This window comes from Hyphomonas sp. (assembly GCF_016125515.1).
Lineage (GTDB): Bacteria > Pseudomonadota > Alphaproteobacteria > Caulobacterales > Hyphomonadaceae > Hyphomonas.
This window is the reverse complement of record NZ_WGLO01000010.1, coordinates 130,240-156,580: the sequence shown is the minus strand read 5'-3', so window position 1 is coordinate 156,580 and position 26,341 is coordinate 130,240. Positions and strand designations below refer to the sequence as shown.

The following is a 26,341-nucleotide window of genomic DNA, read 5'->3' as shown; positions in this document are numbered from 1 at the left end:
TCGGCCCTACTCGTCGTCCCGCCAAGTATGCATGGGTTGTTGCGGCATACGGGTTTCGTTGCGCAGCTTGCGGACGGCGGCCTGCACGGCGTCGCGGTCGAAGGCGTCGGGGGCTTCCATGGGCTTCGGCGCCGGGCGCGTATAGGCGAAGACGCTGACGGCGCCGTCGTCATCGTCGTCGTCGTCGTCCACCTCTGCTTCGGCCATGTTCGCCGGCTCGGCTTCGGCCGGCGCGGCGACAACTTCCTCTTCCATGAAGTCGGTCACGAAGGCTTCGACATCCTCGAGGCTGCCGAGATCGTCGATCAACGTGTCGTCTTCCGACAGCGCCTCTTCGTCCGGCATCTGGAAGCCCGACGGGATAACGTCCGTGAGCAGACCTTCGGCCTCAAGGTCGGCCTTGCCCGGCAGTGTGTCGAGGCTTTCGAGGCCGAAATGTTCGAGGAACTTGTCGGTGGTGCCATAGGTGATCGGCAGTCCGGGCGTCTTGCGGCGGCCGCGCACACGTACCCAGCCTGTTTCCAGCAACGTGTCGATGACCGACTTCGCGACTGCCACCCCTCGCACGGCTTCGATTTCGGCGCGCGTGACCGGCTGGCCATAGGCGATGATCGCCAACGTTTCGAGCGCGGCCTGGCCGAGCTTCTTCTGCACCTGACGCTCTTCGACAAACAGGTAGGACAAATCCTGCGCCGTCTGGAACCGCCATTTGCCGGCGACTTCAACAAGGTTCACACCGCGCTTGGCATAAAGCGCGCGCAGGGCCATCAGCACTTCGCCGGCCTCGATTCCCTGCGGCAGGATCTCGGACACCTGCTCCGCAGACAGCGGTTCGCCGGCCGCGAACAGAACGGCTTCCGCACGGCGCACGCCTTCGGCCAGGGCCGCATCGCGACCACCGAGCAGATCCATCTCGGCGCGGGCTTGCGCGTCCGATAGCTGGCTCAGGGCGTCCCGGTGCGTTTCCGGCGTGTCGTGGGTCATCTGGAATTTCTCAAGCGGTTGCATCGAGGGCCTCCCCGGCGCGAGCGGCATTGCGAAGGTAGATCGGGGCGAAATGCGCGTCCTGGCGCATATCGACCTCGCCGTCGCGGGTCAATTCGAGCGCCGCAGAGAACACGCTGGCGGTCACGGAACGGCCGGGCACGTCCGGCGTGTTTTCCGACATGGCGGTGCGGATATCGTCGAGGCTCGACCATTGCTCGAGCTGTTTGCGAAGGCCGCGCAGTGAGTTTCGGGCCATTTCGAGCGGCATGACCGGCTGTTGCACGATCCGGTGGGGCGCTTCCTTTTCTTTCCGGTCACGGATGGTTCCGAACGCGGAGGTGAGATCGTAGAGCGAGGCCGTGTATTCGGTCAGCTTGACGACCTTCGGCTGCACTGGCGCACCGCGAAGGAAGACGACATTGCCGAGCACCGGGCCGGCTTCCAGTTCACGCACAGCCTGGCGCATCGCCTCGAGCCGCTTCAGGCGGAAGGACAGGCGCGCGGCCATTTCTTCGCCGCTTGGCGCGTCATCATCGAGCGCTTCCGGCTTCGGCAGCAGCAGGCGCGACTTCATGAAGGCGAGCCAGGATGCCATCAGCAGATAGTCCGCCGCCAGATCAATACGCTTGGCGCGCGCATCCTCGATGAAGTGCAGGTATTGCTCGGCCAGCTGAAGCATCGAGATCTGCAGCAAGTTCACCTTCTGGCGCCGGGCCAGTTCGAGCAGAAGATGGAGCGGGCCTTCATAGCCAGGCACGTCGACCGAAAAGACATTCACGCCATCGGCATCGGCCACGTCGGCCGACAGGGCATCGATGGAGATCGCGTCATTGCTCATGCCATCGCCTCCAGCTGCGGGAAGAGGTCGTGGAACCGGCGCCAGCCCTTGGCGGCTTCAAACGGTTCGCTGCGGCGGCCGATGGCGTCCGCTGCGGCGGCGCGCGCTTCGGCCTTGCCTTTGAGGACGGGCGCAGCCTTGGCCACTTCGGTCATCTCGGCGAGGATTTCGGCAGGGTCTTTCAGGAAGCCCGAACAGTGCAGCAGGACATCGCAGCCCGCCGCGATCGAGGCGTCCGCCCGCTCGGTCAAGGTGCCGCCCAACGCCTTCATCCCCAGATCGTCCGTCATCAGGAGGCCATCAAACCCGATTCGGCCCCGGATGACGTCTTGAATCATGATCCGCGAGACGGTGGCGGCCTTGCCGGCATCGAAAGCGTCGTAGGAAATGTGGGCCGTCATCGCCATCGGCGCGTGGGCCACCCGGGCGAAGGCGTCGAAATCCTTGGCGAGTTCGTTGTCGCCGGCGGTGACGCGCGGCAGTTCCAGATGGCTGTCGGCATAGGCGCGGCCATGGCCGGGGATGTGTTTGATAACGCCGGCAACGCCGCCATCGGCCAGGCCCTTCAGCGCGGCGGCGGCGAGGTCTGCAATGGCGACCGGCTCGGTGCCGAAGGCGCGGTCGCCGATGATGTCATGGGCGCCCGGCACAGACAGATCGACCACAGGCGAACAGTCGGCATGGATAGAGAGGCCGGCCAGTTCCGACGCGATCAGCCGGTGGCCCAGCCAGGCCGCTTCACGGCCCTTTTCGGGATCTGCTGAATGGACCGCCGCGTAGTCGGCACCGCGCGGGAAGAGCGGCCATTCGGGCGCTTTGAGGCGGGCGACCCGGCCCCCTTCCTGATCGATGAAGATCAGCGTCTCGCGGCCTGTGGCGTCCCAGATGTCGGCCACCAGGCGGCGCACCTGCATGCGGCTCAAACAGGACCGGCCCATGAGGATCACGCCCCAAGGATGTTCAGCCCGGAAAAGAGCCGCTTCGGCCGGCAGAAGCACCGGCCCGGACACGCTGAGAATGCAGGCTTTGACCACTATCCGTTCACCACGATGCAGTTGGCACCGGCTTCCTTGATCGCTTCACAGAAGGCCGAAGCCTCCGATCTGTCGGCAAAGGCGCCGACGCGCAACCGGTAAAACACACCCTCCGAACCGAGGTCGGCCCGCTGGATCACCTTGGTGGCACCGTAGTAGAGTTCCGGCGCCGAATTGGTCACCCGTTTCCAGGCCGTCTCGGCAGCCTCTTCAGACCGCAGCGCGGCGATCTGGACCAGGTAGTCACCGTTGGCGGTGAAGGCGAAGCGGGCACGCGGGCCTTGCGGCTGCGGCGTGGCCACAGGCTCGGCCACCTCGACGGGCGCATTGGACGGGGTCAGCACAGTGGTCTCTGCCGGCGCCGGCATGCCGGGCGTCTGGGTCAGGTCGGTCACCGGCTCGACCGGGCCGCGGCGCAGCTGGGTCGGCTCGCCGTCGCTGACGGCGCCGGCCCCGGCCAGTTCCAGCGGTGCGGCGGGCGGTGGCTCAGCCACTGGCTCGCGCGCGGTGGCGTCCATCTCGTCATAGAACCGCTTGTCGGTATTGGGCACTTCCACGCCGCCGGGATTGGCCGGCACCTGCTTGAACGGTTCGGCCTCGGCCAGCACACTGGGCAGGCCCTCGCCGTCCGGACGCACGCCCTGGCGGTAGGTGTTCCAGACGACCGCGCCGAAAATCAGCAGCACGCCGATGGCCAGCGTCAGGATCAGCGGGCCGCGCGCCGTTTCGTCCTCGCGCACATCGAAACCGCGATAGTCGTCGTCGAAAGGGGAATAGTCCTCACCGTGTGAGCTTGCTCGGCTCATGGGTCGCTCCCTGCTTAGAATCCGTGAGGTTAACAACTAGGCCCGTTTCCTTAACGAGCCTTGAAGACCGGCGATTTCGCCAGTTTTCGCTGTGTTTTCAGAGGTCAGACGAGGCTGCGCGAATCGAACAGTCGGCGGTGTTCCTCAAGGGCGTACGTGTCGGTCATCCCGGCGATATAATCGCACACGACGCGGGCGCGCTGATCCTCCGGAAGAGGGATTGCCAATCCGCTCCAGGGCGGAGGCAGGGTCTGCGGTTCGGTGAGGAACACACCGAACAGGTCCTCCAGCACCCGCTTGGCCTTCGAACGCATCCGGTTGACCTTGTAGTGCTTGTACATCCGCGCATACAGGAAGCTCCGCAGGGCCCGTTGCGGCCCCTCCAGCGCGTCCGAAAAGGCGATCAGGGGAGCGTCCATCGCCCTCACCTCTGCGGCCGATTTCGGCTTGTGCCGCTTCACCCGGGCGCGGGTCTCGCCGACGAGGTCATTTATCCACAGGCCAATCAGGCGGCGCACGGCCTCGTAGGAGACCATCCGGTCGTCGATTTCCGGAAATTCCAGCCGCACACCCCGGAACACATCCCCCACGACCGGCAGCGGCATCAGGTCCTCGACCGTGAACAGGCCGGCGGCGATGCCGTCGTCGATGTCGTGATTGTTGTAGGCGATGTCGTCCGACAGGGCGGCCACCTGGGCCTCGGGCCCGGCGAACTGGTCGATTTCCAGAGCAGCGAGATGCGGGAAGTCCCGGAAGGCGGCCGGAAGGTCGTTGATCGAGGTGTCCGGACCGGTCAGCGGACCGTTATGCTTGACCAGGCCTTCGAGGGTCTCCCAGGTCAGGTTCAGCCCGTCAAATTGCGGATAGCGCCGCTCCAGCCGGGTCACGATGCGCAAGGACTGGGCGTTGTGGTCGAAGCCGTCATAAGGGCGCATGCAGGCGTCGAGCTGGTCTTCGCCGGCATGGCCGAAGGGCGGATGGCCGAGATCGTGGCAGAGCGCGAGGGTTTCGGCGAGGTCCTCGTCGAGGCCCAACGTGCGGGAAATCGTGCGGGCAATCTGGGCCACTTCCAGCGAATGGGTCAGCCTTGTGCGGAAATGATCCCCCTCATGGGCCACGAAAACCTGGGTTTTCTGCTTCAGGCGGCGAAAAGCGGTGGCATGGATAATGCGGTCGCGATCCCGCTGGAACGGCGTGCGGGTCGCAGAAGGCGCCTCCTCGAAGAAGCGTCCGCGGCTCGCTTCGTGCCGGGTTGAGAACGGGGCTCTCTTTTCCATGGCCGGTTTCGTCCTTATGTTCTGCCCATGACCGAAGTTTCTACCCCGGATGTGACCCTTACAGCCTCGGCTGCGAAGCGGATTAACGCGATTCTCGCCAAACAGGACGGCGCGGCATTCCTGCGTGTTTCCGTCGAAGGTGGGGGCTGTTCCGGGTTTTCCTACAAGTTCGATTTCGCCCCCGAGGCGAATCCAGACGATCTCGTGGTCGAGCACGACGGCGCGCGGGTAGTGATCGACGAGATGAGCCTCGAATTCCTGAAAGGCGCCGAGATCGACTTCACGAACGAACTGATCGGCGCAGCCTTCAAGATCAAGAACCCGAATGCGACATCGGGATGCGGCTGCGGCACCAGCTTTTCGGTCTGAGCCCGCAGCAGTGGCGCCATTGCGGCGGCCATCGGCCACGGTAGTGTGTGACAAAACCGTAATCGAGGCTTCGCTATGTTCGGCAAGAAGAAATGCAACGCCGCTCCGGCTTTCGCCCCCATCGTGGCTCAGAATGCAGAGCAGGCGCGACAGGCCGTGTCGGCCTTGGTTTGCCCATCGGGCGCCGAGCTGACGCCGGGCGGGCTGCTTCCCCCCAATGCGGCGGAACTCGTGAAAGCCGCGCAGCGGCCTGACGCCGTCTGGATGTATGGACAGACGCTCGATTGCAGCCGCTGCAAGAAATCCTGCTCGGTGACGATCAGCTTGCCGGATGCCGGCACGCCTCCGAACGCGCAGGCTGTGCGCGCCAAGGCGCGACCTGATTTCTACGCACTTCAGCACGCCTTCCTGCCGGAGTGGTTCCTGAACAGACCGGCTGAAGCCATCGAGATCCTGTCGACCAGGCTAGATGGCTGGCAGGCCCAAACAATGAAACAGATCGCCGGGGTCGTGGCTCGCACGCCGGGCGAACCGATGCCGATTACAAGCATTCAGGTTGTCACAACACCCGGCGAGACGACGTCGCTGCTTGTCGACTTCATCACGCCTTGTGCGCCGATTGAAGCCCACTACGCCCTGCTCGTTGGCGGAGCTTTGCCGCGCTATCTGCTTTCAGAAAAGACACACCTCGGCGAAGACAAACCTGTGCCGGACATCGCAGGCCTCACAGAGTGGGCATTTGCGAATACCGCGCGGACCGACATGACGCACAAGGCGATCGATCTGCTACCGGACACGTCACGCAGCGCGTTTCTCTCGGCGGCCGTGAATCTGCTGAAGCGCCAGCTGGCCTGACCTACGGGCACGATTGCGCTTGGATCGCAGCGGCCTAAACTGCGCGCCATGACTCAACCACATCCTTTTACCATCAACATCCCCGACGAAAAACTCGCCGCCATCCGCGCACGGGTCGAAGCGTACAGATGGTTCCCTGCCCCGGCCAATGAGCAGGGCTTCGCCTATGGCATGTCGACACCGGTGATGCAGGACCTCCAACGCTACTGGCTGGACACGTATGACTGGCGTAAAGCCGAAGACGAGCTGAACCGCTGGCCGCACTTCACGGCAGAAGTTGACGGCCTATCCATCCATTTCGTGCATGTCCTCGGCGAGGCGAAGGGCAAGCGGCCCTTGCTGGTCACCCATGGCTGGCCCGGCAGCATCTACGAGTTCTGGCAGGTTATCGGACCGCTGGCCTTTCCATCGGAATACGGAGGAAGGCCGGAAGACGCATTCGATCTCGTGATTCCGTCACTGCCCGGTTATGCCTTCTCCGGCAAGCCGGCCTCGCCGCTCGGCCAGCGCGCGACGGCGACGCTGTGGGACAAGCTGATGCGCGACGTGCTCGGCTACGAGACCTATCTGGCGCAAGGCGGCGACTGGGGCTCGATGGTCACGTCCTGGCTCGGCAAGAACCATGGCACCGTGGATGGCAAGGGCGGCACACGGGCAATCCATCTCAACATGATGGCGCTGAGACCGACGCCGGCCCTTCCTCAGACCCCGGAGGAAGCCGCCTGGGCACAGGCTGCGCAAGCCATGATGCAGGCCGAGGGCGCCTACCTGATGCAACAGGCGACCAAGCCGCAGACGCTGGCCATGGCGCTGATGGATTCGCCGATGGGAACGGCCGCATGGATCCTCGAGAAGTTCCATGGCTGGAGCGATTTGTCCGAACGCGGACTTCTCGATGTCTACACGCGCGACCAGCTCCTGACCAATGTGATGCTCTATCTGGTGAACGATGCGATTGCGACCAGCGTGTGGTATTACAATGCGTTGTTCCAGGAGGGCGGGAATGCCCTTGCAGAGGGCGAACGGTGCGAGACGCCGACGGCCTTTGCCAGTTATCCGGGCGAGCGCTACCTCCTCGCGCCGCCGCAAAGCTGGGTGCGGCGCACCTACAACCTGACCCGCTGGACCGATATGCCGCGCGGCGGCCATTTCGCCGCGATGGAAGTGCCGGAGATCTATGTCGAAGACCTGCGCGCCTGGGCGCGCGAGGTTTGACGCTGCGCGGGCGCCCGGACGCTGGGTTCGGTTCTGGTCGGTGTTTTCAGGGTGCTCGAGTTTTCGAACCTCCGCTCATCTCGGCGAAAGCCGGAAGGACGGGCTTGGCTCAAGTCTGGGTCCGGGCTTTTGTGTTCGCCGGGATGAGCGGCAGGGGTTAAGTTCAAGCGGGCATAAAAAAGCCGGCTGGGGGACCCGGCCGGCTTTTGTCTGGAATGGGAGCAGATGGGCTCAGCCGGCGATGTCGGCTTCTGAGAAGAACTGAGCGATCTCGATTTCGGCATTCTCGGCCGAGTCCGAACCGTGGACCGAGTTTTCGCCGATCGACTTGGCGAAGAGCTTGCGGATGGTGCCTTCGGCGGCGTCGGCCGGGTTGGTGGCGCCCATCACTTCGCGGTATTTCGCGACCGCGTCGTCGCCGGAAAGGACCTGAACGACGACCGGTCCCGAGGTCATGAAGTCAACAAGTTCGCGGAAGAAGGGGCGCTCGCGGTGCACGCCGTAGAAGCGCTCGGCCTGGGCGGTGGTCATCTGGATGCGGCGCTGGCCGATGATGCGCAGGCCGGCCTTCTCGATAACAGCGTTAATGGCGCCGGTAAGGTTACGCTCGGTGGCGTCCGGCTTGATGATGGAAAAGGTGCGCTGCGCGGCCATGGGGGCTTCCTGACTGATTGGGTTGTGGGATTTGGGGGGCCTATAGCGGTCTGCCCCCCTCCCTGCAACAGGGCAGAGGCGGTGACCTGTCTCCCGAATGCAACGCCCGCCGGAAGGATTTCGTCCCTGAGGCGGGAACAATTGACAGCACAGAAGACCTGTGCATTTTCAACGACTGTTGAAAATCCTCAACATATGTTGAGGCACATAAAAGCTCACACACGAGTCCCGGGAGGACAATCAATGGCTGCTCACTTCAACAAACTGCTGTTTGCCGCAATGGCGGCAAGCGCTCTGACGCCGCTGACGGCGTATGCCCAGGAAGACACCGGCGCGGCGCCCGAAGCGACCGAAGAGCGCCGCTTTGGCGCAGTCGTCGTGACCGCTCAGCGCCGCGAGGAAAACCTGCTCGACGTGCCGCTGTCGGTTTCGGCCTTCAATGGCGACCTCCTGGCCGATCTCGGCGTCTCGACGCTGGATGAAGTCGCGAAGATCTCGCCCAACGTGACGCTGGAAGTGTCGCGCGGCACGAACAACACCCTTTCGGCCTTCATCCGCGGCGTCGGCCAGCAAGACCCGGTGGCCGGCTTTGAATCCGGCGTCGGCATCTATGTTGATGACGTTTACCTTAACCGCCCGCAGGGCGCCGTGCTCGAAGTCTATGACATCGACCGGATCGAGGTGCTGCGCGGCCCGCAGGGCACGCTGTACGGCCGCAACACGATCGGCGGCGCGGTGAAATATGTCACCAAGGGCCTGTCCGAAGACCCGACCTTCAAGGCGCGCGGCGCCTATGGTTCGTACAATCAGGCCGACATCGTGGCGTCTGCCTCGCTGCCGATCTCCGAAACGTTCCGCGTGGGCGGCGGTCTTGCCTTCTTCACGCGCGATGGCTTCGGCGAGAACATCATCACCGGCGAGGAAAACTACAACAAGGACGTGGCAGCCTATCGCCTGTCGGCCGAATGGGACGTGACGCCGGACTTCCAGCTGCGCCTGGCCGGGGACTATCTCTCCGATGAGTCGAACGCCCGCCAGGGTCACCGCCTGATCCCCGACCTTTTCCCGCCCTCGACCTACCCCGTCCTGCAGGATGTCTATGACACCCGCGCTGGCCTCGATGTCGTCGAGCAGAATGCCGAAGGCAAAGGTGTGTCGCTGGTCGGCGAATACACGCTGAACGACAGTTTCACGATCAAGAACATCGTTGCCTACCGCGAGGATTCGAGCACGACGCCGATCGACTTCGACTCACTGCCGGAAGCGGACGTCGACGTGCCTGCGATCTACGAGAACGATCAGTTCTCGGAAGAGTTCCAGGTCCTGTACTCGGGCGACCGCCTGAACGGTATTGTCGGCGCTTACTATCTCGACGCCAATGCCAGCACGGTGTTTGACGTGTTGCTCGGCACGACCGGCACGCTGCTGAACCTGCCGGGCCTCAACGCCCAGACCTATGGCGAGGTTGGCACCAAGACCTGGTCGATCTTCGGCGACTTCACCTATGACCTGACTGATCAGGTGTCGGTCACCGTGGGCGGCCGTTACACCGAAGACGAGCGTTCGTCCTACGTACTGCGCCGCACCTTCATCGGCGGCTTCTCCGACTTCTTCGGCGGCTCGGGTGTTCCGATTGCGACCACGTCGAACTTCCGCGGTTCGGAAACCTTCGACGATTTCAGCCCGCGCGCCTCGCTGACCTACAAGCCGGTGGACGAGCACACGCTGTATGTGACCTACTCGCAGGGCTTCAAGGGCGGCTCCTTCGACCCGCGCGGCTTGTCCACGGCGGCGCCGGACTTCGACCAGAGCGGCACCGTAACCGCAGACGAAGTCAAATCGTTCATGCTGTTCGAACCGGAAGAGGTCGACAGCTATGAAATCGGCTGGAAGTCGAATCTGTTCGACAGCCGCCTGCAATCGAGCCTGGCCGCGTTCTACATGGACTACAAGGACGTGCAGATCCCCGGTTCGGTCGGTGTTGATACCAACAATGACGGCGTGGCGGACACGTTTGCCGGCGTCACCACCAACGCCGGTGCAGCGACCATCTGGGGTCTCGAGTACGAGGGCAACGCCCTCCTCGGCGAAGAGATGTTCAACGACTCCGACACGCTGACCGGCGGTCTGTCCGTCGGCTACATCAACGCCAAGTATGACGAGTTCATCAACAACGTGGGCGTCGATGTCGCCAAGCAACGCAAGGTGCAGAACACGCCGGAACTGACCGGCAGCCTGCGCCTGACCTATGACACGCCGTTCGACCTGATGCTGAAAGAAGGCCGCCTGAAGATCAACGCGATGAGGTCCTATCGCAGCAAGACCTACCAGTTCGAGATCCCGAGCGCGCTTGACCAGCCTGGTTATGCGCTCGTCGACCTCGGCCTGCGCTGGCAGGAAAACGATAGCCCGTGGGGCTTCACGCTGACGGCCAAGAACCTGACCGACGAACAGTACAAGGTGTCGGGCTACAACTTCCTCAACGCGGCCGGCGGATCGACGCTGGGTCTCGAAGGAGTTCTGACGGCCTTCTACGGCGATCCGCGCACCTTTACGTTCGGGATCGACTACAACTTCTAGGGGCGCCTGGCGCGTTTCCTCCCAGGTCCTGCCGCAACAGTGGCAGGACCGCCGGGAGCCTCAAGACTGGGGCGGTGTCCAAGGGGCGTCGCCCCTTTTTCTTGGCGTGGAAGGTGCGATCAGTGGGCTGAGCTTTTGACGCGCGCGGCCTTGGCACGGGCCGGCGGAACGGCTTTCTTAGCCGCCTCGAAACCGGCGGTGATGAAGGGCACCATATGCTCACAGGCGTCTGCGAGATCTTCAGACCGCACGAAGCCGCCCGAAAGCTTGTCGATACGGCCCGTCTGGGCGAGGGCCAGCGTGAGCGCGCCGGAGAAGCAATGATAGCCCCAGTAGAGATCCTTCGGATCGATGCCGGGAATCGCGAGGCGCAAGGCATCCAGGAACTTGCGGATGAGCGGATCGAAATGCTCACCCATCAGCCGGCCGCCCCAGCCCGGCGCGTTGTTCACGTAGGCGACGAGGGCGTAATAGTATTTCCAGCCCGGCTCGGCGAGGTGCGGGCCTTTCAGCAGCGGCTCCAGATAGGCCCGCACGATGGCTTCTACGGTGGGCGCCTTTGGCCGGGCGGCATCGATGGCCGCAATCAGCGCCTCTTCGCGCCAGTCGTTCAGCATCTTCGCACGCCGGTCGAAGACCGCGACGAAGAGATTGTCCTTCGAGTCGAAGTAATAGTGCGGCAGCGCGACATCGACGCCCGCTCGCTTGGCGATGGTGCGCAGCGTGACGCCGTCGAAACCATGAGCGCTGAATTCGGCTTCGGCAGCATCGAGGATCGCGGCAGCCCGATCTGTCTTGGGCGGCGTGGGGGGCTTGCGAGCGCTCAGAGGCGTATCCTCATAATTGTTCTTGTGGGTGTTATGGACCCTTGCAGGCCGGAGAGTCAAAGTAGGCTGGGCTTCAGAAGCTTGCACGATTGTTCGTTTCCTGCAAAGTCCTCAACAGGCGTTGAAACGGACCGGAAGTGTCCGGAGCCAGGGAGAGAGATGCGATGAACCTTGAGGCAGAGGACATACACTGGACGTCTGAGGACGGCCTTTCTCTCTACGCGCGAGCCTATGGTCCCGGGACCGCGAAACTGACCGTGCTGTGCCTGCATGGCCTGACGCGTAACCATCAGGATTTCGAACCGATGATCGCCGCCTTGCCCCGGTCGTTCCGCTTCATAGCGGTGGACGTGCGCGGGCGTGGACGCTCGGCGCATGACCCGAACCCCGACAATTACGATCCGCGCGTTTATGCCAAGGACATGCGCCGCCTGCTTGACCAGCTGGGCCTGACCCGCGTGGCGCTGGTCGGCACATCCATGGGTGGCCTGATCTCGCTGCTGATGATGCGACAGATGCCTGAGAGGATCGCCGGCGTGGTGCTGAATGATGTCGGCCCGGTCGTCGAGAAAACCGGGATCACGCGCATCGCCGGCTATGCTGGCAAGGTTCGCCCGGTGACCGGATGGGAGAGCGCCGCCGAGGCCGTGAAAACCATCCAGGGCGCGGCCTTCCCCGACATGCCGGAGGCGCGCTGGATGGACTTCGCGCGGCGCACCTATCGCGAACTGCCCGATGGTCAGGTAGTGCTGGACTATGACCCGAACATTGCGCGTGGACTGGGCAAGGTGAAGCCGGGCGTCCTGGCGCACTTTGCGCTGTGGCGCCTGTTCGCAAGCCTGAAGAAGGCGCCGCTGCTGGTGGTGCGCGGCGGGATTTCCGATCTGCTATCCGACAAGACGGCACGCGAGATGGTGCGCCGGCATCCGGACGCGAAGCTCGTGACCGTGCCGCGCGTCGGCCATGCGCCGATCCTCGACGAGCCGGAGGCGGTTGCCGCCCTCCCCGAATTCCTCACACGCCTGGAGACCAAGGCATGATCTCAACAACGATTCCGACTGCGGCGCCGAAGATTTCCGGCCGGGCCTGGGTGCTGGCGGTGCTGACGCTGACCTATACGTTCAACCATGTGGACCGGCAGATTCTGGTGATCCTGCTGGAGCCGATCAAGAACGAACTCGGATTGCAGGACAGCCAGCTGGGCATGCTGACCGGGCTCGCCTTCGCGGCCTTCTATGCAACGCTCGGCATTCCAGTCGCGATGTGGGCGGACCGTGGCAACCGGCGCAACATCATCGCTCTGGCGCTGACGATCTGGTCTGCGATGACGGCGCTGTGCGGCCTGGCGCAGACGTTCTGGCACCTCCTGCTGGCGCGGATGGGCGTCGGCGTGGGGGAAGCGGGCGGCACGCCGCCGGCGACCTCGATGATTGCCGATCTCTATCCGCCGCAGGAACGCGCCACAGCGCTCGGCGTCTATACCAGCGGTATAGGCCTCGGCATCATGGCCGGCTTTGCACTGGGCGGCTATGTGTACGAACTCTGGGGCTGGCGGGCGGCTTTCTTCGTGGCGGGTATTCCGGGATTGCTCCTTGCCCTGACGGTCCGCTTTGCCATTCCTGAGCCGGTGCGCGGACTGGCGGACCAGCGCAAGGATGACGGACCGGCGCCAACGTTGGCGGAGACCGTGAAGTTCGTATTCGGCCAGTCGTCTTACCTCTGGCTGCTGGCGGGCTGCCTCTTGATCTGCATCTCGGCGAACGCCTTCCTCGTGTTCACCTCCAGCCACCTGCAGCGCACCTATGGACTTTCGCCGGGCCAGGTGTCGCTGCCGCTGGGCGTGCTGATTGGCGGTGTCGGCAGTATCGGCGCGGTTGTTCTGGGCCGAGTGTGTGACACGCTGTCGAAGAAAGACCTGCGTTGGCGGCCGCTGATCATTGCGATCTGCGCGGCGATCGCCCTGCCCTTTGCCTGGATGTTCCTGCGCGCGCCGAACGTGGAGATGGCCTATGCGTGGAACGTGGTGCCAAGCTTCATCGGCCTGATCTATGCGAGCGTGGCCTATACCGCCTCGCAGGAACTGGTGAAGCTCCGTATGCGGTCGTTCGCGTCGGCGTTCATGCTGTTCTGCCTGACGCTGATCGGCATCGGCTGCGGTCCTTGGATCGCGGGCCTGCTGTCGGATCATTTTGCGTCCACCGGCGCGGCACACCCACTAGCCCGGTCGCTGGAACTGATCCTGCTGTTCAACCTGGCCAGCATCGTCTGCCTCCTGATGGCGACGAAGAATTACCGCCGGGACGCAGCGCGGGCGGCGGAATAGCGCGCCTCAATTGACGTTGCTGGAACATTGCGCGGCGTCAGGCTTGTCTGCGGAACACGGCGAACGTAAGTTCTGAAAAAGAACGGAGTTTGCCGATGACCTATACTTTGCCTGACAGCGAGCTGACGCCGGAGCGGTTCAACACACGTGGCGCCGGAGCCTTGCCTGGCCATATCGGCATAGTGGTGACCCATGCCGCGCGCGACCGGTTCGAGGCGTATTTCGACATCCGGCCACATCATCATGCGCCGAACGGCTTCCTCCACGCCGGCGGTCTCGTGACGCTTGCCGACTCCCTTTGCGGCTATGGCACGGTCGCCAATATCAAAGACGGCGCGACGGGCTTCACGACGATCGAATTGAAGACCAACTTCTTTTCGACCGCGCTGGAAGGTCGCGTGCTTGCGGTGGCGACGCCGGTGCATATCGGCGGCTCGACGCAGGTGTGGGACTGCGAGGTGACCAGCGAGAAGGGCAAGCGGATGGCGCTGTTCCGCTGCTCGCAGATGGTCCTGCGGCCAAAGGTCTGAGGCCTTGCGCGTAGGCCGCGCGGCCGTTAGGCCAGCCTGCATGACCGACCTGCCACCCTGCCCCGAATGCGAATCCGTCCTCACCTATGAGGACGGCCCCCTGTTTATCTGTCCGGAGTGCGGGCATGAATGGGCGGCGGCGGCCAGCGCCCCTGCGGGCGAGAAGGTGATCCGGGATTCGGTGGGCAATCCGCTGGCCGATGGCGACACCGTCACGGTGATCAAGGACCTGAAGGTGAAGGGTAGCTCATTGGTGGTGAAGCGCGGCACCAAGGCGAAGAACATCCGCTTGGTGGACGGCGACCACGACATTGACTGCAAGATCGACGGCATCGGCGCGATGGGACTGAAGTCCGAGTTTGTGAAGAAGGCTTAGACGTCAAAGCCCCGCCAGCTCTTCTCCGCCGTCCCGCCGGACGAGCGCGGCCGGCAAGTCAGCATCAAACCCCGGCCTCTTTCCATCCGCCTGCGGAGGTTTGCTGAAAGTAGCGGGTGACGAGGCCGGAGTCCTTGGCGGCCTTGAACTGTTCGCGGGCCTTGGCGCGGGCGGCCTGGTCGCGGTCTTCGAACAAGACCATACAGCGCTTGAACGGCGCCTCGATGGGCGAGTCCGTACCGTCCATCAGGACGAGCGCATCCGCGTTGTTGGCGTTCTTGAGCTTGGCGCTGAGCAGGACCGGCTGGCGCGCGGCGTCGAGGCCGGGGGCTTCAGCCTGTCCGTGGGCCAGGAAGGAGGCCTCGTCAAAGGCCCAGAGCGCGGCGTCGAGCTTGGCGAGGCGCTCCATGTCCGGTGAGACCGCGAGAACCCGCCACCCCGCCTCGAGGCATTTCTGCATCAGAGGCGGCGCGGCGGCTTCAAGCGCGGTGCGCGAAAGATGGTAGAACCACCATTCGGGCCGGACCGTTTCACTCATAATTTTCCGTGATCCACTTGGTCAGGAGGCGCGGGCCGAAGCCGGACGCCCAGCTCGGATCGGTCGGGGCTTTTTCGCCTTCGACCCAGGCCACGCCGGCAATGTCGATATGGGCCCAGCGCACGCCATCCTTGACAAAGCGCTTCAGGAACTGCGCCGCCGTGATCGAGCCGGCTGCGCGGCCGCCGATGTTTCGCATGTCGGCGAACTTGGACTTGATCAGGGAGTCGTATTCCGGGCCGAGCGGCAGGCGCCACACGCGCTCGCCTTCGGCGAGGCCGGCCTTGGTCAGCTCCTCAGCGAGGTCGTCGCTGTTCGAGAAGAGGCCGGCATGGTGGTGGCCGAGCGAGATGACGATGGCGCCGGTAAGGGTGGCCAGATCGACGATCGCTTTCGGCTTGAAATGTTCCTGCGCGTACCAGAGCACGTCGCACAGGACGAGGCGGCCCTCAGCGTCGGTGTTCTGCACTTCGATGGTCTGGCCCGAAGCCGAGCGGAGGATATCACCCGGGCGGATGGCATTGCCGTCCGGCATGTTCTCGACAAGGCCGATCAGGCCGACGACATTGACCTTGGCTTTCGCCTGCGCGAGGGCGCGCATGGTGCCGGTCACGGCGGCTGCACCGCCCATGTCGCCGCGCATCTCTTCCATGCCCGGACCCGGCTTCAGCGAAATACCGCCGGTGTCGAAGCAGACGCCCTTGCCGACGAGGATGACGGGATCCTCGCCCGGCTTGCCGCCGTTCCATCTCATGATGCCGAGCTGGCTTTCCTTGACCGAGCCCTGCCCCACGCCAAGCAGCGCGCCCATGCCGAGCTTGGCCATCTGCTTTTCGCCGAGGACTTCGACTTCGACGCCGAGCGAAGCCAATTCCTGGATCTTCTCGGCGAACGAGGCCGGATAAAGGTCGTTCGGCGGCAGGTTCACGAGGTCGCGGGCGAGATAGGTGCCGTCGGTGGCCGCATCCAGCGGCGCATAGGCGGCCTTGGCGGCTTTCGGATCGGTCGAAAGAATTGTGAGGCCGGACAGGCTGGGCTTCTGGTCGGGCTTCAGTTTGGTGAAGTAGGTATCAAAACGATAGGCAGCGAGCTTGGCGCCGACCGCAACGCGCGCGGCTGATTCGGCATCGCCGGCCACGATCGAGGCCGACTTGAAGCCGCTGGAGCCGACGGCCTTGACCAGATTGGCGCCGATATTCTCCAGCCCGCGGCTGTCACGCTTCTTCGGTTTGCCGCCGCCGAGCAGGACGGCACGGCGTGCATCGAGGCCTTTCGGCAGCACTACCACGGCCTGCTGGCCGGTCTTGCCGTCGAACCGGCCGCCTTCCAGCGCCTCGGACAGGAGGCCGCCGGACGCCTTGTCCAGCGCAGCGGCCGCTTCCGGCAGCTTGTCGCCCTCATCAACGATGAATGCGGCGATATCGGCCTTGGCGCTTTCTGCGAATGTAATCTTCATATGTGGAAACTCCGTTGTGAGCGGAAACTAAGCATCGACGCGCCAAGCGCAACTCGTTAGCAAGGGAATTCGCACGTCCTAACTGCCTGTTTTTTACACGATAGAGTGTCGCACCCATCCGGACATGACCAAAATCCAGGCCCATCTCTTCCGTCAGGTACTGCAGGCGGTGGTAATCATCGTCGGCGGTCTCGTCATGATGGCGCTGCTGGCCCAAGGCCTGTCACGCACAGACCTGATCCTTGAGAACCGGCAGTCCGCGCTGACCTACTTCTATATTGTTATGCTTGGCTCGCCGCAGGTCGTGGCGCTGCTGACGCCGCTGGCCATCTTCGTTGGCGCGGTCTGGTCGCTGAACCGTATCCACAAGGATTCCGAGATTGTGGTGGCGCAGGCCGCCGGGATGACGCGTTGGCAGGTCGCCTCGCCGATCATGCGCCTGGCGGTGATGTGCGCCGTGCTGCACCTGGGCGTGAACCTTTGGGTCCAGCCGGCGGCGCAGCGCACGATGCGCGAAGCGGTGGCGATGGCACGCGCGGACCTTGCGGCGGCGCTGATCCGGCCCGGCCAGTTCACCACGAATGGGGAGCGCCTGACTTTCTATGCCCGCGAACAGGTAGGCGGCGAGCTGCGCGGCGTCCTGATCTCGGACATGACCGATCCGGACTACCCGACAGACATCCTGGCGCGCAGTGCCGCGCTGGTCAGCGTCGAGGGCAAACCCACGCTGCTGCTGCGCGACGCCCTCAGCCAGCAACTGGACTCGAACCAGCAGTTGTCGATCCTCGAATTCGACCAGTACATGTTCGACCTGACCGAGTTCATGAAGGAAGATTCCGAGCTGATCCTGAAGGCGTCCGACAAATATCTCTACGAACTCGTGTTCGTGGACCGGAAGAACTACTTTGAAAACAAGGAAGCCGACTCGTTCATGGCGGAAGCCAACGCCCGCCTGACGACACCGCTGCTGAACATCGTGATGGCACTGCTGGCCATTCTTGCGATCCTTGGTGGGGATTTCAGCCGGCAAGGCTATGGCCGCCGGATCGGCTATGCGACCGGTGCCGCAGCGTTGGTGCTGGTGGTGCAGCTGGCTCTGCAATCGGCGGCGGCGGATGACCCGGTCTTGAACATAGCCCAATGGGCGGTGCCGCTTGGGGTCATCAGCGCGCTGTCCTGGATCTATTTCAGGCGAGGGCGCCATATCGGCGGACGCTCGACACCGGGCGGCAGCCTAATCGACTCCCGACGTGAGGCGCTCGCCTGATGTCGCGCATCCAGATCTACATCCTGAAGCAATGTCTATCCGGCCTGGCCATCGTGCTCGGCCTGCTGGTGCTGGCGATCCTGCTGATCGACGTGGTGGAACAGCTGCGCACAGTCGGCGGCGATGTCAGCCTCAGCCTGCTCAGCGCCCTGCGCCTGTCACTGATGAAACTGCCACTGCTGATAGAGCAGACCCTGCCCTTTGCGCTGCTGGCGGCCTGCATGCTGGCTTTCATGCAGCTGAACCGGCGCTCGGAGCTGTCGATCATTCGAGCGAGCGGCCTATCGGCCTGGCGATTCCTGACGCCCGTGATGGTGCTTGCAGGAGGATTGGGGCTGTTTTCGGCGCTCGTACTAAACCCATTTGCGGCGCGCCTGACCCAATCTTTCGAATTTGAACGCGCCCGCCTGTTGCAGATCGGGCAGGAAACTCTGGCTGTGGCGGATACCGGCATCTGGCTGCGTCAGGGCGACGATACGAGCCAGTTCGTGATCCATGCCCGCAAGGTCGAGGATGCCGGCCGGACGCTGCTCGACGTGAAGCTGATCGAGGAACAGCGCCTCTATGTCGGCCGCAGGCCGACCAGCGACTTTGCCTTCGTCCGCCGCATCGATGCCGAACGTGCGACGCTGAATGACGGGTTCTGGCAGTTCGAGAACCTGGTCGAGAACCTGCCGAACCAACCGCCCGAGCGGAAGGAGAACCTGGCGATTCCGACCACGCTGGACGCCGTAACACTGCTGGATAAGTTCGCCTCGCCCAACACGATCGGCTTCTGGGCCCTGCCTGGCTTTATCCACGAAACGCGCAATGCCGGGCTCGATGCCTCGCGCTACACGATGCGCTGGTATGCCCTCACCGCGACGCCCATCCTGTTCATCGCCATGTCACTGATCGGGGCGCTCGCGTGCCTGAGACTGCAACGACTGGGGGGCACATCGCGACTTCTAGCCACCGGCGTTCTGGCCGCTGTAGGCCTCTATTTCTTCACCCAATTTTCGGCCAGTCTTGGAGCCACAGGCGCGGCCCCGCCGCCGATTGCAGCCTGGTCGCCCCCCCTGTTCGTGCTGTTCGCCGCCCTGGCCTTCATTGCCTACCGAGAAGACGGCTGACTCTGCGACGGCCTTGACATGGCCTCCCCGCCCGGACCATTCCTGCCGCCCTTAAAGAGGGAAACCGCATGAAACTTGTCGTCGTAGAGTCGCCCGCCAAGGCCAAAACGATCAACAAGTACCTGGGGAAGGACTATAAAGTCCTCGCGTCCTATGGGCATATCCGGGACCTTCCCTCGAAGAACGGATCGGTCGATCCCGACAATGACTTCGAGATGGTGTGGGAAGCGGATTCGAAATCTGCAAAGCGCATTTCCGATATCGCCAACGCCCTGAAGGACGCCGACACGCTCATCCTGGCGACTGACCCGGATCGCGAAGGCGAGGCCATCAGCTGGCACCTTGTCGAGGCGCTGAAGAAGCGCCGGGCCCTCAAGAAGGATACCCCGGTCGAGCGCGTGGTGTTCAACGCGATCACCAAGAACGCGGTGACGACCGCGATGGAAAACCCACGCCAGATCGATGCCGAACTGGTGGACGCCTACCTCGCCCGCCGGGCGCTGGACTATCTGGTGGGCTTCAATCTTTCGCCCGTGCTGTGGCGCAAGCTGCCGGGCTCGCGTTCGGCGGGGCGTGTGCAGTCGGTGGCGCTGCGGATCGTCTGCGACCGCGAGAACGAAATCGAGATGTTCCGCCCGCAGGAATACTGGAACATCGAGTGCGAGCTGCGCGCGCCCGATGGCACCGCCTTCACGGCGCGCCTCTACAGCCTCGACGGCGAGACCCTAAAAAAATTCACCCTTGGCAACAAGGGCGACGCAGACCGCGCGCTGGAGATCGTCAAGACCGGCGGCTATTCGGTGTCGAGCGTCGAGGCGAAGCCGGTGAAGCGCAACCCGCCGCCGCCATTCATCACATCGACGCTGCAGCAGGAAGCCAGCCGCAAGCTGGGCTTCGGCGCGAAGCGGACGATGCAGGCGGCGCAGAAACTCTACGAAGAAGGCCGCATCACCTACATGCGTACCGACGGCGTAAACATGGCCGAAGAGGCTTATGCCGCCGCCCGCCAGATGATCCAGTCGAACTATGGTGCGCGCTACTTGCCGGAAAACACGCGGCGATATTCCTCCAAAGCGAAGAACGCGCAGGAAGCGCACGAGGCGGTTCGCCCGACTGACTTCAACCTTCGTCCGGAAGAGTATCACGGCGACGGCGACCTGAAGAAACTCTACACGCTGATCTGGCGCCGCGCAGTGGCCTCGCAGATGGAGACAGCGCTGTTCGAGCGCACGACCATCGACCTTGCGTCGAAGGACAAGCGCGCCGCTCTGCGCGCGACCGGCCAGGTGCTGGTTTTCGACGGCTACATCAAGCTCTACACCGAAGGCCATGATGCCGGGGAGGATGATGACGACGCCGAAGGCCGGCTGCCGAAGATGGCGGAAGGTCAGCATGCGGATCTTATGAAGGCCGAAGCCAACCAGTCTTTCACGACCCCGCCGCCGCGCTATACCGAAGCATCGCTGGTGAAGCGGCTCGAAGAGCTCGGCATCGGCCGCCCGTCGACCTATGCATCGACCATGTCGACGCTGGAAGACCGCGGCTATGTCCGGCTCGACGGCAAGGCGCTGGTGCCGGAGGACAAGGGACGCCTGGTCACGGCGTTCCTGGAAAACTTCTTCGCGCGCTATGTGGAATACGATTTCACCGCCGGTCTCGAAGAGAAGCTGGACGTCATTTCGGACGGCAAACTGAACTGGAAGGAATTCCTGGCCGAGTTCTGGAGACAGTTTGCCGCCGATATCGACGGCACGAAGGACCTGCGCGTTTCAGCAGTGCTCGATGCGCTCAATGAAACCCTCGGCGCGCACGTGTTCCCGCGCAAGGATGCCGATGGCAATCCGATCGAGACCCCGCGCCTCTGCCCGCTGTGCAAGGAAGGCGAACTGTCGATGAAGCTCGGCAAGTTCGGCGCTTTTGTCGGCTGCTCACGTCATCCGGAGTGCAAGTACACCCGGCAATTCTCGTCCGAGGGCGGCGACAGCGCCGCGATCAACCCGGATGGCAACGAGATCGGTATTCACCCTGAGAAGGGCGTGATGATCCTCTTGAAGTCCGGCCGGTTCGGGCCGTATGTCGAGATGGAAAATGGCGACAAGCCGAAACGCGCGAGCCTAGGCAAGCAGGACAGCCCGGACACGCTGACGCTGGCGCGGGCGGTGGAGCTGCTGAGCCTGCCGCGCGAGATCGGTCCGCACCCGGAAGATGGCGAGATGATCCTCGCGAACTTCGGCCGGTTCGGCCCGTATGTTCAACATGGCAAGACCTACGCGAACCTCAAGGACCCGACCGAGGTGTTCTCGATCGGGATCAACCGCGCTGTGGACCTGATCGCCGAGAAGCGCGCGAAGGCGGCGGCGGGCGGCGGACGCGGCGGTGTGGCGGCGCTGAAAAGCCTTGGTGAACACCCGGACGGCGGGCCGGTGGAAGTGTTCGCTGGGCGCTATGGTCCGTATGTGAAGTGGGGCAAGGTCAACGCGACATTGCCCAAGGACATGGCGCCGGAGACGGTGAACCTGGAAGCGGCGCTGGAGCTGGTGAACGCCAAGGCCGGGTCCGGCACCGGCAAGAAGAAAGCCGCGCCGAAAAAGGCAGCCGCCAAGAAGCCAGCGGCCAAGAAAGCCCCTGCAAAGAAGAAAGCCGCTGCCAAGAAGCCGTCCGAAGCCTGAGGACCAGCCACATGACAGGCTTGTAAGCGCGCGGACGGATTGTCCGCTTGCAATCTTCACGCTACGTTAGGGCCTGTCTCTCAAAAGGCCCGCCATGCTGACGTTCAAGCCCTATCACGCGCTAACGGTTGCGGTCGCCTTCATTGCGGCGGCCTGTGCGACGACACAGGCGGTGAAGCCGACCCCAGCCGAGGCGCCGGTTTCCGTCCCCGAGCCTGCACCGGTCGGGAACGTGTTTCCGCTGACAATGTCTGTCTGCCCGGGCATGACGGTCGCGAACCGTCCGGCCACGGACGCAGACCTGATGATCACCGCTTTTAGCCCCTTCGTCCAGGTCAACGGCAAGGTGACGCTGGCGACCGCGCCGGTGCAGGCCGCGTGCTTCTCATCCGGATTCGGCGCGCGCAGCTTCGGCAACCACAAGGGTATCGACTTCTACAGCCCCGATGCGGTCGACATCTATGCCGCCGCAGCCGGCGTGGTGCGGGAAAAGACGTACCGGGACGATTTCGGCAACATGCTGGTGATCGACCATGGTGACGGCGTTTTCACGCGCTATGCTCACCTCAAGGATTTCACCACCGGCCTTGCTCAAGGCGCCATGGTGAAACCGGGCGACGTGATCGGCCATATGGGCCACACCTCGAAATACAATGTCGCCAACCATCTGCACTTTGAAGTGCTGACCGGGGAATGGGGCTCACAAGCCGGCTCCTTCGCGCTGACGCCCGTCGATCCGATGAAGTTGCCTGCGGCGAGCGCAAAGGCAAAGAGCTGAGGCCAACTCCAGAAAAACCCCAAGCATTCCGGCGCGAACTCGCCTATATGCCCGGTCATGAGCTTTCCAGACCGACAGACCGTCCTTGATTTCCTGAAGGAAAACCCCGCCGCCACCTCCAAAGCCGACATAGCCAAGGGGCTGAAGGTGAAGGGGCGCGAACGCGCAATCCTGCGCGAGGTTCTGGAAGAGCTGGAACGCGAGGGCCTCCTTGAGCGGACCGGCAAGCGCAGCTTTGCGCAGGCTGACCGCCCGCCCCCGACCGGCCTTGTGGAATTCACCCGCGTCACCCGCGACGGCGACCTGATCGGCCAGTGCGTCGGCGACAATGGCCTGTTCGGGCCCGAGCTGGTCTATGGCGGCCCGTCGGGCAAGAGCCGCAGCCGAGCGCCGGCCAAGGGCGACCGGGCGATGTGCAAGATTGCAGGGCGCAATGATGGCGAGTGGCGCGCCTATGTGGTGACGCTGCTGGAGAAGCGCGTCGCCGACAAGATCGTCGGGCTGTACAACAAGACGCCGCATGGCGGGCGGGTGACACCGGCGAGCCGAAAGGAGCGGCGCGAATTCCTGATCCAGGAAGCGGATCGCAAGGGCGCGAAGGATGGCGACCTCGTGGTGGCCATTCCAAAGCCGCAAGGGCGCCGCCAATATGGCCCAGCGCTCGGAGTGATCACCGAGGTGATCGGACACATCACGGATGCCCGCTCGGCCAGCCTGATCGCGATCCACGCCAACGACATTCCCTACGAGTTCCCCGATGCGGTGATCGAAGAGGCAAAGACGAAACAGCCGGCAGATGTGCAACGCACCGACCTGACCCGTGTGCCTCTGATCACCATCGATCCGCACGACGCGCGCGACCATGACGATGCCGTGTACGCAGAGGAACTGGACGATGGCTGGAAGGTCATCGTAGCGATTGCTGATGTGTCGGCCTACGTGACCGAAGGCTCCGCGCTCGACAAGGAAGCCGAAAAGCGGGGCAATTCGACTTATTTCCCGGACCGTGTGGTGCCGATGCTGCCGTTTGAACTGTCGGCAGACGCGTGCTCGCTGAAGGAAGGCGAGCTGCGCCCCTGCCTTGCGGTGGAAATGATCTTCGCCAAGGACGGGCACAAAAAGAGCCACCGCTTCCTGCGCGCCACGATGCGCTCAGCGGCGAAACTGGCCTACGAAGAGGCGCAGGCTGCCATCGACGGCAAGCCGGGCGGCAAGGCCGGCGAGCTACTGGACAATGTACTGAAACCACTTTGGGGCGCCTATGCCGCCGTTTCCCGCGCCCGCGACAAGCGCAGCCCGCTAGATCTGGACCTGCCCGAGCGGCGTATCCAGTTCGACGACAAGGGCGAGATCGTCGGCATCCTGACGAAGGAGCGCCTAGAAGCGCACCGGCTGATCGAGGAGTTCATGATCCAGGCCAACGTGGCCGCCGCCGAAACGCTGGAACAGAAGCAGAGCCCTGTCATGTACCGCGTGCACGACACACCATCGGATGCGAAGATCGCGGCGTTTGCGGATTTCCTGCAGACGCTGGACTTGAAATGGGGCATCGGGGAACGTCCGCAGACGCACAAGTTCAACAAGTTGCTCGCAGAAATCCGCGGGGGCGACTATGAGGGCATGATCCAGCAGATGGTGCTGCGTTCGCAAGCGCAGGCAATCTATTCAGAAGAGAACCTCGGCCATTTCGGCCTGAACCTTGAGCGCTACTCGCACTTCACTTCACCGATCCGGCGGTATGCGGATCTCGTGGTGCACCGCGCGCTGATCTCGGCGCATGGCTTTGGACCGGACGGTCTGTCGGAACGCTCTGCCGCGCGGCTGGAAGAGATTGCCGAGCACATCTCCACAACCGAGCGCCGGTCGATGACCGCCGAGCGGGACGCCACAGATCGATATCTCGCGATCTTCCTGGCCGACCGTGTCGGCGCGGAATTCGAAGGCCGGATCACCGGCGTCACACCGGCGGGGCTTTTCGTTGCGCTGGCGGGGTCGGGCGCGGATGGCTTCGTGCCGATCTCGTCGCTGTCGGACGAATACTGGGTGCACGATGCCGCCGCGATGGCGGTGTATGCGCGCGGGTCGGGCAAGACCTTCTCGCTTGGGCAGATCGTCCGTGTGCGGCTGCTGGAGGTGACCCCCCTTCAGGGTGGACTGCTGCTGGAAATGTTGTCTGAACCCCTGCCCGCCCCCAAAGGTCGGCTGGAAGCCCGCAAGGCGCTCACCCGCGAGTCGGGTGGATCGCGCGGTTACCGTGGCGGTGGTGGTGGCGGCGGCCAGGGCCCGCCCCGGCGCGGCAAGCCGAAATTCGACAAGCGGTCCCTGCCGCCGGGAGCCACGAAGAAGAAGCGCCGGAAATAGCAGGCTTCACGCAACGTCACCTTCACTGACGTCTTGCTTTCGTGGTTTTGGCACCAAAGATGCCATCCATGTTGAAGAAAGCATTCGATAAAGAAGAAGACGGCGACGTGCTGATCTCCGGTGGGCGCAGCCCCCGGCCACGCGACGCCGCAACCCTGATCCTCGTTCGCCGCGATGGCGCGCAGCCGCGCGTGTTGATGGGCAAGCGCGCCGGCGGCAGCGCGTTCATGCCCGACAAGTATGTATTCCCGGGCGGGCGCGTGGATCCGCATGACGGAAAAGCCATCGCCTGGGACGAGCTGCGCCCCGAGGTGGAGGCAAAGTTGCGCATCCAGTCGCGGCGTAATCCGCGTGCCTTCGCGCTGACCGCGATCCGCGAGACGTTCGAGGAGACCGGGCTGATCGTCGGGCGATCCGCCGAGATGCCGGCGGCCGGCCCTGCCGGCTGGGAAGAGTTCCATGCGCTGGATGTGGCGCCGGACCTCTCGCCGCTTGTGTTCATCGGCCGGGCGGTGACGCCGCCGTACCGGCCACGGCGGTTCGATGCGCGTTTCTTCATGGCGGAAGCCGAACTCGCCCTGATCGATGAACGGCCACCGGTCGACGGGGCGGAGCTGTCAGACCTGCAATGGGTAACGCTGGCCGATGCCATGAAGCTCGACCTGCCGTCGGTCACGCGGTTCATGCTGGGCGAAATCGGCGAACGCCTGGAAAAGCCCAGTGCACCGCTCAGCCCGCCCTTCCTGCGCTGGACCAGAACCGGGCATCAGACGGACCGGCTTTAGCCAGCCTATTCGGCCTTGTGCGCTTCGAGTTCGATCTCGATCATGAACTCGGGCAGCGCCAGACCCTTGACCTCAAGCCAGCTCCCGGTCGGAAAACGGTTGGGATAGATTGTGCTACGATAACCGGAGACTTCTAGAAATTTCGCCATGTCGGTGGTGAAAACGTTTTCGACCACAACGTCATCGAACGTGTAGCCATAGTGGGCGAGCACCTTTCCAAGGTCGGCATAAGCATTCTTCATCTGCTGGTCCAGGTCGCCAACCGCTGTGGGATTTCCCGCATCATCCATGCTCACCGCGCCGGAGATCTTGAGGTCGGCGCCGTTTTTAATGCATGGGTGTAGCCGTAGGCTTGTTCGACTGCCGGACGCAGCTCGAAAAACTGGGGTGCTTCCGCCATTGTTCGTGCATGCTGCATCTTTGCGATCATCTCAGCCATGTGAGCTTCGTGCATTTCCGGATCATGCATTTTCGGGCTCGGGCTCTGCAGGCTCGCGCAGCCAGATAGCGCTGCGAGCGACAGACAGGCCAGCGCCGCCAATGTGTTGGGTCTCGTGTTCATGGTCGTTTCCTCCGCGCTGGCATCCTCCAGCGTTAACGTCCTTCGTACGCCCCTGCCCCGGCTCTGGACAGCGCAAATCGGAACATGCGCGATCGTGCAGGCGAATGGCTTGACTTTGCCGGTCTGCCCCGCCAATAAGCGC

23 protein-coding genes and 1 pseudogene are annotated in these 26,341 nt (G+C 63.6%); 14 read left to right on the top strand and 10 right to left on the bottom strand.

Going from position 1 to position 26,341, the window contains the following annotated elements:
- Positions 1–6 precede the first annotated feature (6 nt).
- The 5 genes from scpB to GC148_RS09925 all read right to left on the bottom strand — a co-directional run bounded on the left by scpB (position 7) and on the right by GC148_RS09925 (position 4,942).
- Entirely contained in the window at positions 7–1,008 is a 1,002-nt protein-coding gene (scpB, locus tag GC148_RS09945) for an SMC-Scp complex subunit ScpB (RefSeq protein WP_291070576.1), read from the bottom strand.
- Complete coding sequence (locus GC148_RS09940) at positions 995–1,825, bottom strand: ScpA family protein (RefSeq protein WP_291070574.1); 831 nt, start codon at positions 1,823–1,825, stop codon at positions 995–997. Before GC148_RS09940 ends, scpB begins: the two co-directional genes overlap by 14 nt.
- A complete protein-coding gene (locus GC148_RS09935) occupies positions 1,822–2,859 on the bottom strand; it encodes a glycoside hydrolase family 3 N-terminal domain-containing protein (protein WP_291070573.1) in 1,038 nt (345 codons plus the stop codon). The genes GC148_RS09940 and GC148_RS09935 overlap by 4 nt, the downstream gene beginning before the upstream one ends.
- Positions 2,859–3,665, bottom strand: coding sequence for an SPOR domain-containing protein (locus tag GC148_RS09930; protein WP_291070572.1), 807 nt, complete (start codon positions 3,663–3,665; stop codon positions 2,859–2,861). Before GC148_RS09930 ends, GC148_RS09935 begins: the two co-directional genes overlap by 1 nt.
- Before the next feature lie 104 nt (positions 3,666–3,769).
- The gene (locus tag GC148_RS09925) at positions 3,770–4,942 is read right to left on the bottom strand and encodes a deoxyguanosinetriphosphate triphosphohydrolase (RefSeq protein ID WP_291070571.1); all 1,173 of its coding nucleotides are present in this window, start codon (positions 4,940–4,942) and stop codon (positions 3,770–3,772) included.
- A 27-nt stretch (positions 4,943–4,969) separates the two neighbouring features.
- Here GC148_RS09925 and erpA point away from each other — a divergent pair, with 27 nt between their 5' ends.
- The 3 genes from erpA to GC148_RS09910 all read left to right on the top strand — a co-directional run bounded on the left by erpA (position 4,970) and on the right by GC148_RS09910 (position 7,381).
- The gene (gene erpA / locus GC148_RS09920; protein ID WP_291070570.1) at positions 4,970–5,311 is read left to right on the top strand and encodes an iron-sulfur cluster insertion protein ErpA; all 342 of its coding nucleotides are present in this window, start codon (positions 4,970–4,972) and stop codon (positions 5,309–5,311) included.
- 123 nt (positions 5,312–5,434) lie between these two features.
- The gene (locus GC148_RS09915) at positions 5,435–6,166 is read left to right on the top strand and encodes a hypothetical protein (protein ID WP_291070569.1); all 732 of its coding nucleotides are present in this window, start codon (positions 5,435–5,437) and stop codon (positions 6,164–6,166) included.
- 48 nt (positions 6,167–6,214) lie between these two features.
- Entirely contained in the window at positions 6,215–7,381 is a 1,167-nt protein-coding gene (locus GC148_RS09910) for an epoxide hydrolase family protein (protein WP_291070567.1), read from the top strand.
- A 231-nt stretch (positions 7,382–7,612) separates the two neighbouring features.
- On the opposite strand, the gene ndk is transcribed toward GC148_RS09910, so the two are convergent.
- Positions 7,613–8,035 (bottom strand): nucleoside-diphosphate kinase, encoded by a 423-nt coding sequence (ndk, locus tag GC148_RS09905; RefSeq protein WP_291070566.1) that lies wholly within the window; start codon positions 8,033–8,035, stop codon positions 7,613–7,615.
- A gap of 243 nt (positions 8,036–8,278) precedes the next feature.
- Here ndk and GC148_RS09900 point away from each other — a divergent pair, with 243 nt between their 5' ends.
- Positions 8,279–10,615: a TonB-dependent receptor gene (locus GC148_RS09900; protein WP_291070565.1), complete on the top strand. Its 2,337-nt coding sequence runs from the start codon at positions 8,279–8,281 to the stop codon at positions 10,613–10,615.
- A 119-nt stretch (positions 10,616–10,734) separates the two neighbouring features.
- Here the strand turns inward: GC148_RS09900 and GC148_RS09895 are convergent, their stop codons facing one another.
- Positions 10,735–11,502: a TetR/AcrR family transcriptional regulator gene (locus GC148_RS09895; protein WP_291070564.1), complete on the bottom strand. Its 768-nt coding sequence runs from the start codon at positions 11,500–11,502 to the stop codon at positions 10,735–10,737.
- 104 nt (positions 11,503–11,606) lie between these two features.
- Between GC148_RS09895 and GC148_RS09890 the strand changes: the two genes are divergently transcribed.
- The 4 genes from GC148_RS09890 (at position 11,607) to GC148_RS09875 (ending at position 14,671) form a co-directional block, all read left to right on the top strand.
- Positions 11,607–12,482 carry an alpha/beta hydrolase gene (locus GC148_RS09890; protein ID WP_291070562.1) on the top strand — a complete coding sequence of 292 codons (876 nt, stop codon included), beginning with the start codon at positions 11,607–11,609 and terminating at the stop codon, positions 12,480–12,482.
- Entirely contained in the window at positions 12,479–13,765 is a 1,287-nt protein-coding gene (locus GC148_RS09885; protein WP_291070560.1) for an MFS transporter, read from the top strand. The genes GC148_RS09890 and GC148_RS09885 overlap by 4 nt, the downstream gene beginning before the upstream one ends.
- 95 nt (positions 13,766–13,860) lie before the next feature.
- A complete protein-coding gene (locus GC148_RS09880; RefSeq protein ID WP_291070559.1) occupies positions 13,861–14,295 on the top strand; it encodes a PaaI family thioesterase in 435 nt (144 codons plus the stop codon).
- 40 nt (positions 14,296–14,335) lie between these two features.
- The gene (locus tag GC148_RS09875) at positions 14,336–14,671 is read left to right on the top strand and encodes a zinc ribbon domain-containing protein YjdM (RefSeq protein WP_291070557.1); all 336 of its coding nucleotides are present in this window, start codon (positions 14,336–14,338) and stop codon (positions 14,669–14,671) included.
- Between the two features lie 64 nt (positions 14,672–14,735).
- Here the strand turns inward: GC148_RS09875 and GC148_RS09870 are convergent, their stop codons facing one another.
- Together GC148_RS09870 and GC148_RS09865 are read right to left on the bottom strand one after the other, a co-directional pair.
- The gene (locus GC148_RS09870; protein WP_291070556.1) at positions 14,736–15,209 is read right to left on the bottom strand and encodes a DNA polymerase III subunit chi; all 474 of its coding nucleotides are present in this window, start codon (positions 15,207–15,209) and stop codon (positions 14,736–14,738) included.
- The gene (locus tag GC148_RS09865) at positions 15,202–16,665 is read right to left on the bottom strand and encodes a leucyl aminopeptidase (protein WP_291070555.1); all 1,464 of its coding nucleotides are present in this window, start codon (positions 16,663–16,665) and stop codon (positions 15,202–15,204) included. The genes GC148_RS09870 and GC148_RS09865 overlap by 8 nt, the downstream gene beginning before the upstream one ends.
- A 124-nt stretch (positions 16,666–16,789) precedes the next feature.
- On the opposite strand from GC148_RS09865, the gene GC148_RS09860 reads away from it, so the two are divergent.
- From GC148_RS09860 to GC148_RS09835, 6 genes are all read left to right on the top strand, one after another.
- Positions 16,790–17,932: an LptF/LptG family permease gene (locus GC148_RS09860; RefSeq protein ID WP_291070554.1), complete on the top strand. Its 1,143-nt coding sequence runs from the start codon at positions 16,790–16,792 to the stop codon at positions 17,930–17,932.
- A complete protein-coding gene (locus tag GC148_RS09855; RefSeq protein WP_291070552.1) occupies positions 17,932–19,044 on the top strand; it encodes an LptF/LptG family permease in 1,113 nt (370 codons plus the stop codon). The genes GC148_RS09860 and GC148_RS09855 overlap by 1 nt, the downstream gene beginning before the upstream one ends.
- A 68-nt stretch (positions 19,045–19,112) precedes the next feature.
- The gene (gene topA, locus GC148_RS09850) at positions 19,113–21,713 is read left to right on the top strand and encodes a type I DNA topoisomerase (RefSeq protein WP_291070551.1); all 2,601 of its coding nucleotides are present in this window, start codon (positions 19,113–19,115) and stop codon (positions 21,711–21,713) included.
- A 94-nt stretch (positions 21,714–21,807) separates the two neighbouring features.
- On the top strand, positions 21,808–22,491 hold the full coding sequence (locus GC148_RS09845) for a M23 family metallopeptidase (protein WP_291070550.1): 684 nt from the start codon (positions 21,808–21,810) through the stop codon (positions 22,489–22,491).
- Positions 22,492–22,548: 57 nt separating this feature from the next.
- Entirely contained in the window at positions 22,549–24,852 is a 2,304-nt protein-coding gene (gene rnr, locus GC148_RS09840) for a ribonuclease R (protein WP_291070548.1), read from the top strand.
- 68 nt (positions 24,853–24,920) lie between these two features.
- Positions 24,921–25,637, top strand: coding sequence for an NUDIX domain-containing protein (locus tag GC148_RS09835; protein WP_291070547.1), 717 nt, complete (start codon positions 24,921–24,923; stop codon positions 25,635–25,637).
- A 5-nt stretch (positions 25,638–25,642) separates the two neighbouring features.
- Here the strand turns inward: GC148_RS09835 and GC148_RS09830 are convergent.
- Positions 25,643–26,067, bottom strand: a pseudogene (locus tag GC148_RS09830) (RidA family protein).
- Between the last annotated feature and the right edge of the window lie 274 nt (positions 26,068–26,341).